14 protein-coding genes are annotated in these 12,638 nt (G+C 67.5%); all 14 read right to left on the reverse strand.

Annotated elements, in window-relative coordinates; genetic code table 11:
* Window positions 1–18 precede the first annotated feature (18 nt).
* Window positions 19–507, reverse strand: coding sequence for a DUF2383 domain-containing protein (locus G0Q01_RS23795; RefSeq protein WP_164189170.1), 489 nt, complete (start codon window positions 505–507; stop codon window positions 19–21).
* A gap of 61 nt (window positions 508–568) precedes the next feature.
* A complete protein-coding gene (locus G0Q01_RS23800) occupies window positions 569–1,774 on the reverse strand; it encodes a hydantoinase/carbamoylase family amidase (RefSeq protein WP_164189172.1) in 1,206 nt (401 codons plus the stop codon).
* A 60-nt stretch (window positions 1,775–1,834) separates the two neighbouring features.
* Entirely contained in the window at window positions 1,835–2,272 is a 438-nt protein-coding gene (locus tag G0Q01_RS23805; protein WP_164189174.1) for a thioesterase family protein, read from the reverse strand.
* On the reverse strand, window positions 2,269–3,030 hold the full coding sequence (locus G0Q01_RS23810) for a TIGR02186 family protein (protein ID WP_108969082.1): 762 nt from the start codon (window positions 3,028–3,030) through the stop codon (window positions 2,269–2,271). The genes G0Q01_RS23805 and G0Q01_RS23810 overlap by 4 nt, the downstream gene beginning before the upstream one ends.
* Complete coding sequence (locus G0Q01_RS23815) at window positions 3,027–3,932, reverse strand: sulfite exporter TauE/SafE family protein (RefSeq protein ID WP_108969080.1); 906 nt, start codon at window positions 3,930–3,932, stop codon at window positions 3,027–3,029. Before G0Q01_RS23815 ends, G0Q01_RS23810 begins: the two co-directional genes overlap by 4 nt.
* 259 nt (window positions 3,933–4,191) lie before the next feature.
* On the reverse strand, window positions 4,192–5,157 hold the full coding sequence (locus tag G0Q01_RS23820) for an ABC transporter permease (RefSeq protein ID WP_164189176.1): 966 nt from the start codon (window positions 5,155–5,157) through the stop codon (window positions 4,192–4,194).
* Complete coding sequence (locus tag G0Q01_RS23825) at window positions 5,157–6,251, reverse strand: ABC transporter permease (protein ID WP_164189178.1); 1,095 nt, start codon at window positions 6,249–6,251, stop codon at window positions 5,157–5,159. The genes G0Q01_RS23820 and G0Q01_RS23825 overlap by 1 nt, the downstream gene beginning before the upstream one ends.
* Window positions 6,252–6,340: 89 nt before the next feature.
* Window positions 6,341–7,942 (reverse strand): ABC transporter ATP-binding protein, encoded by a 1,602-nt coding sequence (locus G0Q01_RS23830; RefSeq protein ID WP_164189180.1) that lies wholly within the window; start codon window positions 7,940–7,942, stop codon window positions 6,341–6,343.
* 117 nt (window positions 7,943–8,059) lie between these two features.
* Window positions 8,060–9,064: a BMP family protein gene (locus G0Q01_RS23835; protein WP_108969073.1), complete on the reverse strand. Its 1,005-nt coding sequence runs from the start codon at window positions 9,062–9,064 to the stop codon at window positions 8,060–8,062.
* A gap of 158 nt (window positions 9,065–9,222) precedes the next feature.
* Window positions 9,223–9,642, reverse strand: a complete 420-nt coding sequence (gene rimI, locus G0Q01_RS23840) for a ribosomal protein S18-alanine N-acetyltransferase (RefSeq protein ID WP_164189182.1) — start codon at window positions 9,640–9,642, stop codon at window positions 9,223–9,225.
* A 4-nt stretch (window positions 9,643–9,646) separates the two neighbouring features.
* Window positions 9,647–10,210 (reverse strand): tRNA (adenosine(37)-N6)-threonylcarbamoyltransferase complex dimerization subunit type 1 TsaB, encoded by a 564-nt coding sequence (tsaB, locus tag G0Q01_RS23845; protein WP_164189184.1) that lies wholly within the window; start codon window positions 10,208–10,210, stop codon window positions 9,647–9,649.
* 16 nt (window positions 10,211–10,226) lie between these two features.
* Window positions 10,227–10,787 (reverse strand): NifU family protein, encoded by a 561-nt coding sequence (locus tag G0Q01_RS23850; RefSeq protein WP_164189186.1) that lies wholly within the window; start codon window positions 10,785–10,787, stop codon window positions 10,227–10,229.
* Between the two features lie 110 nt (window positions 10,788–10,897).
* Window positions 10,898–11,353: a universal stress protein gene (locus tag G0Q01_RS23855; protein WP_092419857.1), complete on the reverse strand. Its 456-nt coding sequence runs from the start codon at window positions 11,351–11,353 to the stop codon at window positions 10,898–10,900.
* A gap of 73 nt (window positions 11,354–11,426) precedes the next feature.
* On the reverse strand, window positions 11,427–12,638 hold the full coding sequence (locus tag G0Q01_RS23860) for a hypothetical protein (protein WP_164189188.1): 1,212 nt from the start codon (window positions 12,636–12,638) through the stop codon (window positions 11,427–11,429).

Consider the following 12,638-nt stretch of genomic DNA (forward strand, 5'->3'; position numbering starts at 1 on the left):
CGCGAGCCGAAGCCAGAGTCATTCCTCCTTCGGAGTTTCCGGAAGCGAGCGCTCTTCACCTTGGACCGCCTGCAGCAAATCCTGCAGCTCGGCCTGCATCTGAACCAGCTCGTCGCGGTAGCGCGAAGGCTCCATGGCCTTGATCACCTCTGTAAAGCCGGCGAGCACCTTTGCCTCGGACGCGCGGATCCGGTCCATCATGTCGCCATCGATGTCGCCGAAGACTGCGCGCATCGAAAGGCCTGCACGCTTCAGCGCGGCGCTCATGTTGTCAGAGGGGTCGGCATCGCCGCCGACAGCGGTGATCAGCGAGGTCAGGCGCTGGACCTGCTCGACGTGCAGACCGTGGAAGCGGACGGCAACGAAACGAAACGCGGGGTCGGACTTCTCGACCATTTCCTCGAACCATCCGCGAGCGCCGATGCTGCGGGCCTGCAGGTGGTTCAGCAAATCGAGTTGCTGCGGGCTGGCGGTGATGGCCTTGGGCTCGATAGGGGCATCCTTCATGGCGGGGTCCTCCGGTGTCTGTCACCGAACAAACGCCGCCGCCCCGCCCCGGTTCCCGCCTTCAGCCGAGCGTGCTTGCCGCGCCTGCCAATGCGCGCAGCCCGGTGACGAGGTCGGCCTCCGCCGTGTCCTCGGCGAAATCATGGCTGATCCCGCCGATCGAGGGCACGAAAAGCATCGCCACGGGCATCAGGTTCGACAGGTTCGTGGCATCGTGCAGCGCGCCCGAGGGCATCCTCTGCCAGCCACCCGGCGCCGCCGCTTCGGCACCCTGTTCCAGAGCCTTGCGCAGGCGGGCGTCCATGGTGACCGGCGCGAGCTTCAGCATCGGCGCCACCTCCAGCCCGAGGCCACGCTCGGCGCAGATCTCCTCTACCGTCTCGCGGGCAATGGCCTCCATCCGGTCGAGCCGCTCCGCCGAGCCATCACGCCATTGCAGGGTGAAGCGCACTTCTCCGGGCACGATGGCGTGAGCATTCGGGCGCAGCTCGACATGTCCGATCGTCCAGACCGTCGCCGGGGTCACAACGTTGCGAAAACGCTCGTTGAGCGCGGTGGTAAAGGCTGCGAGCCCTTGGAAGGCATCCTTGCGCAGCCGCATCGGCGTGGTGCCCGCGTGGTTTTGTGCACCCTTCAGAGTCATCGTCAGGTTGCGCAGTCCAACGATCGCCTCGACCACGCCAAGGCGGGCGCCCTCGGTGTCGAGCACCGGTCCCTGCTCGATGTGCATTTCGAGAAAGCCCGTAAAACGGTCGGGATCGAGGAAGGCCCCGGCGCGCGCGCCCAGCCTCTTGCGCGCCTCGGCAAGGGTCGTCCCGTCCGGAGCCTTCAGCGCATCCGCCTCGGCCAGAGAGATGTTGCCGCCCCAGATCGCGCTGCCGGTGGTGACGCCAAAGCGCCCCTCCTCGTCCTGGAACGACACGCAGGACACCGGCGGGCCGCCCGCCTCCTGTGCGGCGCGGGCCACCTCGAGCCCCGCGATCACCCCCAGCGCACCGTCGAGCCATCCACCCTCGACCTGGCTGTCCGAATGCGAGCCGATCAGCAGCGAGGGCCCGTCGACCAGCCCGAAGAGCGAGCCGACCGGGTCGAAATGCGCGCGCAGGCCGGCCTCTTCCATGCGCCCGGCCAGCCAATCGCGCGCCGCAAGATCGGCCTCGGAAAAGGCCGGACGGCAGACGCCCTTGCCGGTGCCGCTGGCGCCGAAGGAGCGCAGCATGTGCAGATCCGCGAGGAAGCGTTCAGGATCGACGGGAAGCGTCGTCATCGGTGTCTCCTTCTTTGTGCCGGGATTGACGCCGGCGCCATTCCGGCCCGAGACCCCGGTTCAGTCGCCGCGCATGATCGCCTCGATCACCGGACGGAAGCGGTCGGGGATCGGTTCGGGTCGGGTGTTTCCGTCCACCGACACATGCACGATGAACCCCTCTGCGCAGGCCAGGTCGTCGTCGTTGCGAAAGAACCCCACCTCGAACCGCGCCGAGCTGCGCCCCAGATGCCCGCAGCGCACCCCGGCGTGGAGCACGTCGGGGAAGCGCGCCTCGGCATGGTAAGTGCAGCCGTTCTGTGCCGCAAGAAAGCGGAGCCCGCCGGGCCGGTAGATCTCCATGCCTGCCCCGAGCTGCCAGAGCGTCACCGCCGTGTCCAGATACGACAGGTAAGCCGCGTTGTTGAGATGCCCGTAGCCGTCCATGTCCTTCCACCGCGTGGCGATGGGAAAGAAGGCACAATAGGCGGCGCGGGTTCCGGGCGGCTGGCGGCTCATCCGGACCGGATCGCCCGGAACAGCGCCGAGGCGCCCCAGCCCGCGAGCGCCGCGATGGCCAGCGACAACAGACCGTAGACCAGCGGCATCTGCCGCGACAGGGTGAAGAGCCAGCGCTCGAGACCCACCTTGCCGACCTGGATCTCGCTCTCGTGCACCGAGACGACCTTGCCCGCGCGGGTCAGGAAGACCCGGGTCAGGTAGCGCCCCTCGGAGATGTTCGCCGGCATCGAGATCGAGGTGTCGAAAAGCGTCGACTCGCGCAGCTCGACGCTCTCCTCCTCGACCCTGTAGAGCCCCTGCCTTTCGCGCACGCGGATCAGCGCCTCGGTGAACGCCTCGCTGTCCATGATGTCCATCGGCGCACCGACCGAGCGGATGGCGCGCGGGATCGAGACCTTGTGGCGCAAATCCTCCACCGCCGAGATGCTCTCGGCCCAGGGTGCCGAGGTGGCGACCGCGTAAAAGCCCGGCGCACTGTCGACGTCGACCGCCTCGGCGTTGACCCAGATGCCGAGCTTGCGCGCCTTGCGCCAGACGGTGACCGGCTCGAGCGGGCCTTCGACGGTGACGATCACCTGCAGCGGAGGGTCGGCCTGGATCGCCACCTCGCGCTTCACCGCGCCGAAAATGAGGATGTCGGAGCCGTCGAAGTCGGTTGTGATCGACACGTTCGACTGGCTCAGCCCCATCACAACCTCCTCGGCACGTGCGGGCAGCGCGGCGAGCAGCAGCAGGAGGGCCACGAGCGCCCTCATCGCGACACCAGCTCGTAGAGCTCGGAGGGGGTGATGAACAGATCGAGCGCCAGCTTGCCGCAGACCAGCAGCACCAGCGAGGCCAGCGCGATGCGCAGCTGCTCGGCCTTCAGCCGGGTGCCGAAGGCGGTGCCGATCTGTGCGCCGATGACCCCGCCGAGGATCAGCACCAGTGCGAGCATGATGTCGACCGTGTAATTGGTGGTGGCATGCAACAGGGTGGTAAAGGCGCTGACGAAGATGATCTGGAACAGCGAGGTGCCCACAACGACCTTAGTCGGCATGCCAAGCAGGTAGATCATCGCCGGCACCATGATGAAGCCGCCGCCCACGCCCATGATCGCCGCGAGCACACCCACCGAGAGCCCCACAAGCACAGGCGGGATCGCCGAAATATAGAGCCCCGAAGTGCGAAAGCGCATCTTGAAGGGCAGCCCGTGCACCCAGCCGTGGTGACGGCGCTTCGGGGCCGCGCCCTTGCGTGACTTGAAGATGGCATTGACGCTCTCGATGAACATCAGCCCGCCGATGATGCCGAGGAAGACCACGTAGCAAAGCCGGACCAGAAGATCGACCTGCCCCAGTTCCTTGAGCAGGTTGAAGATCCAAACCCCCAGCGCCGCACCGACGAGGCCGCCCGCAAGCAGCACCAGCCCCATCCGGAGATCCACCGACTTGCGCTTGAAATGCGCCAGAACGCCCGAGATCGAACTCGCCACGATCTGGTTCGCACCGGTGGCCACGGCGACCGCTGGCGGAATGCCCATGAAGAACAGCAGCGGGGTGATCAGGAAGCCTCCGCCGACCCCGAACATGCCCGACAGGATGCCAACGATCCCGCCCAGACCGAAGAGCAGGAAGACATTGACCGAAACCTCGGCGATGGGGAGGTAGATCTGCATGGCCCGACCTTGCTTGCGCGGGGGTGATTTGGCAACGGGCAGCGATGTGACACCCGCCGCATTATGCCGCGTCGCGGCGGTTTTCCCACAACCCCGGCGCCGCGACGCCGTCTCGGGCAGGGTCTGCATAGGTGTCAACGACAAGAGAGGCACCGGAACGGTGATCCGGACCGGCGGCGTTCCGGCCTTCCAGCTTCATCGCTTGCAGAAACCGCATGGCCGGGCGCCGCCGCATCGCGCGGCGCCCAGCCTGAGCGCCTCAGCGCTCCTTGACGTAGGGCTCGCCACCGGCGCGCGGCGGGATCGCCTTGCCGACGAAACCGGCCAGGATCACCACGGTCAGGATATAGGGCAGCGCGTCCATGACCTGCACCGGGATGATGAAGCCGCCGAGGTCGATGTTCTGGTAACGCAGCGCCACCGCCTGCAGCAGGCCGAAGAGCAGGCAGGCGTAAAGCGCGTACCACGGCCGCCACTTGGCGAAGATCAGCGCGGCCAGCGCGATGTACCCGCGGCCCGCGGTCATCTCGCGCACGAAGCCCGCCTGCAGGCCAGTGGCGAGATAGGCGCCCGCAAGGCCGGTCAGCAGCCCGCAGATGGCGATCGCGGTAAAGCGCAGCCCGACCACCGAGACGCCCGCGGTATCCACCGCCTCGGGGGCCTCCCCGACCGCGCGCAGGCGCAGACCGAACCGGGTGCGGAAGAGGATCCACCAGGTCAGCGGCACCATCAGGAAGGCGACGTAGACGAGGATCGAATGGCCCGAGATCAGCTCGTAGTAGAGCGGACCGATGACCGGCACGCCGCGCAGCGCCTCGGCGAAGGGCAACGTGATGCTCTCGAAGCGCCCGCCGCCCATCAAAGACGGCGTGCGGCCCCCCTGGCTGAACCAGTCCTGCGCGATCAGCACGGTGATGCCGGAGGCGAGGAAGTTGATCGCCACCCCCGAGATCAGCTGGTTGCCACGGAAGGTGATCGAGGCCAGCCCGTGGATGCCCGACATGACCATCGAGGCGGCGATGCCGGCCAGCAGGCCAAGCCAGACCGAGCCGGTGACCGCGGCGATGGCCGCCGAGAAGAAGGCGGCGGCGAGCATCTTGCCCTCGAGCCCGATGTCGACGATGCCCGCGCGTTCCGAGAAAAGACCCGCGAGGCAGGCCAGCAGCAGCGGCGTGGCAAGGCGCACGGTCGAGTCGAGCACCTGCAGAAGCGTCGCGTAATCCATCACGAGGACCTCCGGCGCGTGGCGAGGAAGAGTTTTTCGAGCGGCAGGCGCACCATGTTGTCGAGCGCCCCGGTGAAGAGGATCACCAGCGCCTGGATCACGGTGATCAGCTCGCGCGGGATATTGGTCCAGAGCGCCAGCTCCGCGCCGCCCTGATAGAGGAAGCCGAAGAGCAGCGCCGCGAGGAAGACCCCGACCGGGTGCGAGCGGCCCATCAGCGCCACGGCGATGCCGATGAAGCCCGCGCCCTCGGTGGCGTTGAGCACCAGCCGTTCGGCCTCGCCCATGGTGGTGTTGAGCGCCATCATCCCCGCGAGCCCGCCGGAGATCAGCATGGCGATGACGGTGATGCGGACCGGGGAAATACCGGCATAGCGCGCAGCGCTCTCGGAATGACCAAAGGCGCGAATTTCATAACCCAGCTTGGTACGCCAGATCAGGTACCAGAAGGCGACGCAGGCGAGAACGGCGAGGAAGAAGGTCACGTTGGCCGGCGAGCCCCGGAACAGCGGGTTGCCCTCGGAGGCGAACATGTCCTGGAAGGTTGGCAGGTGGGTCGCGGCGGGGAAGTTGGCCGTCGCAGGCTCCATCGCGCCGACGGGGCGCAGCAGGTTGACCAGCACATAGTTCAGCAGTGCCGCGGCGATGAAGTTGAACATGATCGTGGTGATCACGATGTGGCTGCCGCGCTTGGCCTGCAGCCAGGCCGGGATGAAGGCCCAGGCCGTGCCGAAGGCGGCCGCCGCCAGCGTTGCCACGATCAGCGCTACCGACCAGTGCGGGAACGGGATGAAGAGGCAAGCCAGCGCCACGCCAAGACCGCCGACCATCGCCTGCCCCTCGCCGCCGATGTTGAACATCTTGGCGTGGAAGGCAACGGCGACGCAGAGGCCGGTGAAGATGAAATTGGTGGTGTAATAAAGCGTGTAGCCCCAGCCGGTGCTGCGCATCAGCGCGCCGTCGACCATAAGCTTGAAGGCCTCGATCGGGTTCTCGCCGATGGCGAGGATCACCAGCGCCGACAGGATCGCCGCCAGCAGGATCGAGATCAGGGGCACGAGCACCGCGTCGGCCCAGGCGGGCATCTTATCCATTCGGAACCTCGTTCATGCTCGCCAGAGGCGCGCCCTTCGGGTGCGTCTGTCTCTGGCGATAGTATTTTCGGAAAGATGTAAGGGGGCGGTCAGTCATGCTGCTGGGCCTCGCGGGCTTCCTTTTCGTGCAGCGAGGCGTCGACCGCGTCGATCACCCGGCCCTCGGGCTTTTCGGTGACACCGGCCATCAGCAGGCCAAGCTCGGTCTGATCGGTCTGGTCCGGCAGGCGCTCGCCCATGATCTGCCCGTCGAACATCACCGCGATGCGATCCGAGAGCGAGAAGATCTCGTCAAGCTCCACCGAGACCAGCAGGATCGCCTTGCCCTTGTCGCGCAGGCGGATGATTTCCTGGTGAATGAACTCGATGGCGCCGATGTCGACGCCGCGCGTGGGCTGGCCGATCAGCAGCACGTCGGGATCGCGCTCGATCTCGCGCGCCAGCACGATCTTCTGCTGGTTGCCGCCCGAGAAGTTGCGCGCCGCGAGGTTGGGATTGGGCGGACGGACGTCGTAGCGCTGCATCTTGTCCGCCGCCTCTTCCTTGATGCGCGCGTTGTTCATCAGCATTCCCGCCTGGTAGTGCGGGTCGCGATGGTAGCCGAAGACGGTGTTCTCCCACGCGGTGTAGGGCATGATCAGCCCCTCTTCCTGGCGGTCCTCCGGCACGTGGCCGATGCCAGCCTTGCGGCGGGCACTGCCATCGGCGCCAGTCCCCGAGAGCGGCAGCGAGACGCCCTTCATGGTGACCGTACCGGTGGCATCGGCGTAGCCACCCAGCACCTCGAGCAGCTCCGACTGGCCGTTGCCGGCAACCCCGGCGATGCCCAGGACTTCGCCGGCGCGCAGCTGCAGCGACACGCCCTTGAGCCGCTCCACTCCGGCGTCGTCCACATGGCGCAGGTTCTGCACGTCAAGCAGCACCTCGCCCGGCTGCGCCGCGGTCTTGTCGACACGCAGCAGCACCTTGCGCCCGACCATCAACTCGGCGAGCTGCTCGGGCGAGGTCTCGGCGGTCTTCACCGTCGCGGTCATCTCGCCGCGCCGCATCACCGAAACCGTGTCGGTGATCTCCATGATCTCGCGCAGCTTGTGGGTGATGAGGATCACCGTCTTGCCCTCGGCCCGCAGGTGGTCAAGGATCCGGAACAGGTGGTCGGCCTCGGCCGGGGTCAGCACCCCGGTGGGCTCGTCCAGAATGAGGATGTCGGCCTGCCGGTAGAGCGCCTTCAGGATCTCGACCCGCTGCTGGTGGCCGACCGAGAGGTTCTCGACCAGCTCGTCGGGATCGACCGAAAGCTCGTATTCCTCGGCCAGTTGCTTGAGAACGCCGCGGGCGCGCGCCAGCGAGGGGCGCAGCATCGGTCCATCCTCAGCGCCGAGGATGATGTTCTCCAGCACGGTGAAGTTCTGCACCAGCTTGAAGTGCTGAAACACCATGCCGATGCCCGCCGAGATCGCGGCCTGACTGTCGGTGATGTCTTTCTTGGCGCCGTTGACCCAGATCTCACCGGCGTCGGCCTTGTAGAAGCCGTAGAGGATCGACATGAGCGTCGATTTCCCTGCGCCGTTCTCGCCGATGATGCCGTGGATGGTGCCGGGCATCACGCGGATCGAGATGTCCTTGTTGGCCTGGACGGGACCGAAGGCCTTGGAAATGCCCTTCAGCTCGATGGCGGGGGTGTCGTTCATGCGAAGCCTCGCGGCATTGGAAAGTACGGCCCGGCCTCCTGTAACCGAAGAACCGGGCCACACGAAAGAGAAAACGGGGACACGGCAGCAGCCGCCCCCCCGCTCGTCAAGTCCGGATCAGAAGTTCAGAGCCGGGCAGCTGTCATCCGCCGAGTAGTCGTGAACCTCGATCTCGCCGGCGACGATCTTCTCGCGCGCCTCGTCGACTGCGGCCTTCATCTCTTCGGTCACCAGCTCGGCATTGTTCTCGTCGAGCGCGTAACCCACGCCGTTCTCGGCAAGGCCCAGCACCTGTACGCCGGTCTCGAGATCGGGGCCGGCGGTCATCGCCTCGGCCACGGCCACGTCGACGCGCTTGAGCATCGAGGTCAGCACCTTGCCCGGGTGCAGGTAGTTCTGGTTGCTGTCGACGCCGACCGAGAGGATGCCCTCGTCCGCGGCGGTCTGCAGCACGCCGATACCGGTGCCGCCGGCGGCGGCGAAGATCACGTCGGCGCCCTGGCTGATCTGCGCCTTGGTCAGCTCCGAGCCCTTCACCGGGTCGTTCCAGGCGGCGGGGGTGGTGCCGGTCATGTTCGAGATCACGGTGACGTCTTCGCTGACGGCCTTGGCCCCCTGGGCGTAACCGCAGGCGAACTTGCGGATCAGCGGAATGTCCATGCCGCCGACGAAGCCGACGGTGCCGGACTCGGAGGCCATCGCCGCCAGCATGCCGACAAGGTACGAGCCCTCGTGTTCGGAGAAGAGGATCGACAGCACGTTCGGGTGCTCCGCCGGATCCACATAGCCGTCGATGGTGACGAACTTGGTGTCCGGGTAGTCCGCGGCGACCGAGGCGATCGGCGAGGACATCGAGAAGCCGGTGGTCACCACCGGGTTGAACCCGGCCTCGGCGAAGCGCCGGAGCGCCTGCTCGCGCTGTGCCTCGGACTGCAGTTCGATGTCCTTGTAGGAGCCGCCGGTTTCCTTGGCGTAGATCTCGGCGCCATTGTAGGCCGCCTCGTTGAAGGACTTGTCGAACTTCCCGCCGAGATCGTAGATCAGCGCCGGATCCGCCAGCGCGGCGCCGGCGGTCAGGGCCAGCGTCGCGGCGGTGCCGAGGATGGATTTCATGAACGTCATGTCTTGCTCCCGGGTCTGGAATTGCGGGCGTCTTTAAGCTGTCCCGCGAATTGGACTGCACTGTGGCAGATCATGCCCGATTAATCCCGCGCCCTACCGGAGGGTCAACAGGTTTTTGCAAGTCTGCGCACAGGGTTGGCGCATCGTGTCTTGTAACCTCAGGTCAGCGCCCGGCGCATGAGCAGTGCGTCGTCACGGGTGCCATCCGCATGACGATAATAGCCTTTCCGCCTCCCGGTCAGCGTGTAGCCGCATGCAGAATAGAACCGCTGCGCGGGAGAATTGGCCGCTGCGACCTCAAGGAACACCGTTTTCGCCCCTCTCGTGCTGGCCTCGGCCTCGAAAGCCTCCAGCAGCCGCCGTCCGACACCCTGCCGCTGCAGCGATGGGTCGGTGGCCAGAGCGAGAATCTCTGCCTCGTCCAGCACCACGAGGCCCAGAACAAAGCCACCCGGCTCGCTCACGAGCAGCGACGCGGGCTGCTCCAGCGTGCCCGCGAAGGCAGGCGCGTTCCACGGCTTCATATGGATGTAGGCGCGCGCCGAAAGCGCGGCGAGCTCTTCGGCCGAAAGGCGCATCGGCTTAGTCCAGCAGCCGCGGCGCCGCATCGCGCGACGGCGCGGCGTCGGCGGGGCGGATGTAGAGCGGCGCAGGGCGCTGGCCCGGCTCCTTTACCGCGGCGGCGCGGGCGATGCGGATCGCCAGTTCGCGCGGCTCGGGCGGCAGCACCGCCTCGGTGCCCTCGGCGGGCACCAGTTCGGGCGTCCCCCAATGGCGCTGCACGTAGATCTGCCCGCGCGGCGCGGGCACGCCGGCCAGCGCGTCGGGGGCATCGAGGTGGATCGCCTCAAAGGTGCTGATCCCCATGGCGGGCTTGCCCAGCCCCAGCGCCAGACCGCGCGCGGTCGAGACGGAAATGCGGATGCCGGTGAAATTGCCCGGCCCGATGCCCACGGCGATGCGGTCGAGATCGCCCCAGGTGGCACCGCCCTCGCCCAGCATTTCCTCGAGCAATGGCATCAGGCGTTCAGCCTGCCCCCGACCCATCTCCTCGGCGCGGGCGGCAAGCACCGCATCGCCACGCAGCAAAGCGGCCGCGCAATGCGCGGCCGATGTGTCGAAGGCAAGGATCAAAAGATCACTCATCGAGGGAGCCGGTCGCTCAGACGGCGACCGGGCGCACCTCGGTGACCTCGGGAATGTAGTGGCGCAGCAGGTTCTCGATGCCCATCTTCAGGGTGAGCGTCGAGGAGGGGCAGCCCGCGCAGGCGCCCTGCATATGCAGGTAGACTACGCCGCGGTCGAAGCCGTGGAAGGTGATGTCGCCGCCATCCTGCGCCACGGCCGGGCGCACGCGGCTGTCGAGCAGTTCCTTGATCTGGCCGACGATCTCGGCATCCTCGCCGGTGAACTCCTTGTGGCCCGAGGACCGCGCCTCGCCTGCCATCACCGGCTCGCCGGACTGGAAGTGCTCCATGATCGCGCCAAGGACGGCGGGCTTCACGTGGTCCCAGTCAGCCGCCTCGTCCTTCGTCACCGTGACGAAGTCGTTGCCGAAGAACACGCCGGTGACGCCGTTCACGCCGAAAAGGCGCTTGGCGAGCGGCGAGGTTTCGGCACCCTCGGGGCTGGGGAAATCCGCGGTGCCGGCGTCGAGCACGGTCTGGCCCGGCAGGAACTTCAGCGTCGCGGGGTTCGGGGTGGATTCTGTCTGGATGAACATCTGCGAGATACCTTTCTCCGGGCTGACACCTATATGCGCCCCCACCGCCCGAACGTCAAGTTTTGGAATGGTTCTAAATTGGCGGCTCAGGCGGCGCCGAGCCCCTGCCCTCAGGTGATCGCCTCGAGGCGCTCCTTGGACATGTCTCCGGGCACAATGGTCAGCGGGATCGGCAGGCTGCCCGAACTGCGGGTCATCGAGCTGACCAGCGGCCCCGGCCCCTTCTTGTCGGCGGCCGCGCCCAGCACCAGGACGCCGATGGAGGGGTCGTCATTGACCTGCCCGAGGATCTCGGTCACCGGGTCGCCCTCGCGGATCACCAGCTCGGGATCGACTCCCTGCCGATCGCGCATCCACTTGGCAAAGACCTCGTAGTGCGCCTCGATCCGTTCACGGGCCTCTTCGCGCATGATGTCGCCGACCCCGATCCAATGGTTGAATTCATCCGGCGCGATCACCGACAGGATCGCCACCCCTCCTCCGGTCTTGGCCGCCCGCATGGCGGCGAACCGCATGGCGTTGAGGCATTCGCGGCTGTCATCCAGCACGACGAGAAACTTGCGCATCCCTTGGTCTCCTTCGTGGCGATCATGGCGCAGGGGCAGGATGCAGGCAACGCCCTTTTGGAACCGTCGGAATTCAGCGCTCGAGATGCGCCGCCACGCCGCGCGCCGCCGGGCGCAGCATCCGCGTGCCGAGCCAGCCGCCAAGCGCCGTCAGGGCCTGCGCAAAGGCCAGCCAGAGCAGCGCCGCCGCGGCAAAGGCATGGTCCGAAAGCCGCACCAGCGTGCGGAAGGTCCGCGATTTGCCCAACACCTCCATCACCCCGCGCGTTTCCGAACCCGCGACGTCCGACACCCGCGCCAGCCGCGCCGCATCCTCGGCGCTGTCGACGTGGCGCAGGAGCAGCACACCGTCGGTCATCGAGCTGTTGCGCACCACCCGGCTCACGTCGCCCGCCACCGTCTCGGCCCGCGCCAGCCGCGCGGTGTCGGCGGCCTCCCCGGCGCCCGAGACCAGCCGCCGCAGCATCGCGGGATCGGCCAGCCGCGCCAACTCGTCGAGGAAGGAGGGCGTCAGCGTGCGCAGCCTCCGGCCCATGCGCAGCGCCGTGGCCCCGGCCTTCACCGTGGCCGAGGTGCCCCCCGTCAGCGCCAGCGTGCCGGTTGCGGCGAGGCCGACCGCGGCAAGCGTCACCTCGACCTCATCCACATCGGCGCCGCTGAAATAGTTGCCCCCGGCGCGGCGCAGCGCGTTGAGATCCCCGATCGGGGTCAGCTCCAGCGGGATGCCGCAATAGGCCAGCATCTGCAGCGACGGGCAATTGGCGATGTCGGCAGCGCAGATGCCGCAGGCCTCGACCTTGCCCCAGACGCTGTCCTTTTCGTCGCGCAGCGCGGCGATCAGTTCGGCCTGCTCCACATCGGGCGAGACGCCGACCCGCGCCGCCACCGGCAGCAGCATATCGATGCGGTCGAGATCCTCTGCCTCCAGCGCGGCGCCGATCTCCTGCGCGAGCCGATCCGGCGTCAGCGTCTGCGCCAGCGCCATATCGAGCGCGCGGCGCACCTCGGCCTCGCTGGCCGAAAGGAAAGGCTGCGCAAAGGGGTTGGTGGTCAGCGCCCAGATCCCGAGCGCGAGGCTCAGCAGCAGCGGCAGGGCGCGGATGCCTCGCGCCAGCCGCCGCCGGGTCCCACGCGGCGCGGCGATGTTGTCCGCCGCCCGCCCCTGCCCAGTCTCGACGCGCGGCGCGCGCGTGCCAACCGCCGGGTCAAAATGCCGCTCGGCGCGCAGCACGGGCCGCTGCGGCGCGTCGGGACGTGTCGCGCGAAGCGGCGGCTCGCGGCGCAA

Source organism: Salipiger sp. PrR007 (assembly GCF_010499845.1).
GTDB classification, from domain to species: domain Bacteria; phylum Pseudomonadota; class Alphaproteobacteria; order Rhodobacterales; family Rhodobacteraceae; genus Salipiger; species Salipiger pacificus_A.

Bases quoted from the DNA above. Each gene is read 5' to 3' on its own strand.
- G0Q01_RS23795 (WP_164189170.1), bottom strand. From the start codon at position 507: ATGAAGGATGCCCCTATCGAGCCCAAGGCCATCACCGCCAGCCCGCAG.
- G0Q01_RS23800 (WP_164189172.1), bottom strand. From the start codon at position 1,774: ATGACGACGCTTCCCGTCGATCCTGAACGCTTCCTCGCGGATCTGCAC.
- G0Q01_RS23805 (WP_164189174.1), bottom strand. From the start codon at position 2,272: ATGAGCCGCCAGCCGCCCGGAACCCGCGCCGCCTATTGTGCCTTCTTT.
- G0Q01_RS23810 (WP_108969082.1), bottom strand. From the start codon at position 3,030: ATGAGGGCGCTCGTGGCCCTCCTGCTGCTGCTCGCCGCGCTGCCCGCA.
- G0Q01_RS23815 (WP_108969080.1), bottom strand. From the start codon at position 3,932: ATGCAGATCTACCTCCCCATCGCCGAGGTTTCGGTCAATGTCTTCCTG.
- G0Q01_RS23820 (WP_164189176.1), bottom strand. From the start codon at position 5,157: ATGGATTACGCGACGCTTCTGCAGGTGCTCGACTCGACCGTGCGCCTT.
- G0Q01_RS23825 (WP_164189178.1), bottom strand. From the start codon at position 6,251: ATGGATAAGATGCCCGCCTGGGCCGACGCGGTGCTCGTGCCCCTGATC.
- G0Q01_RS23830 (WP_164189180.1), bottom strand. From the start codon at position 7,942: ATGAACGACACCCCCGCCATCGAGCTGAAGGGCATTTCCAAGGCCTTC.
- G0Q01_RS23835 (WP_108969073.1), bottom strand. From the start codon at position 9,064: ATGACGTTCATGAAATCCATCCTCGGCACCGCCGCGACGCTGGCCCTG.
- rimI (WP_164189182.1), bottom strand. From the start codon at position 9,642: ATGCGCCTTTCGGCCGAAGAGCTCGCCGCGCTTTCGGCGCGCGCCTAC.
- tsaB (WP_164189184.1), bottom strand. From the start codon at position 10,210: ATGAGTGATCTTTTGATCCTTGCCTTCGACACATCGGCCGCGCATTGC.
- G0Q01_RS23850 (WP_164189186.1), bottom strand. From the start codon at position 10,787: ATGTTCATCCAGACAGAATCCACCCCGAACCCCGCGACGCTGAAGTTC.
- G0Q01_RS23855 (WP_092419857.1), bottom strand. From the start codon at position 11,353: ATGCGCAAGTTTCTCGTCGTGCTGGATGACAGCCGCGAATGCCTCAAC.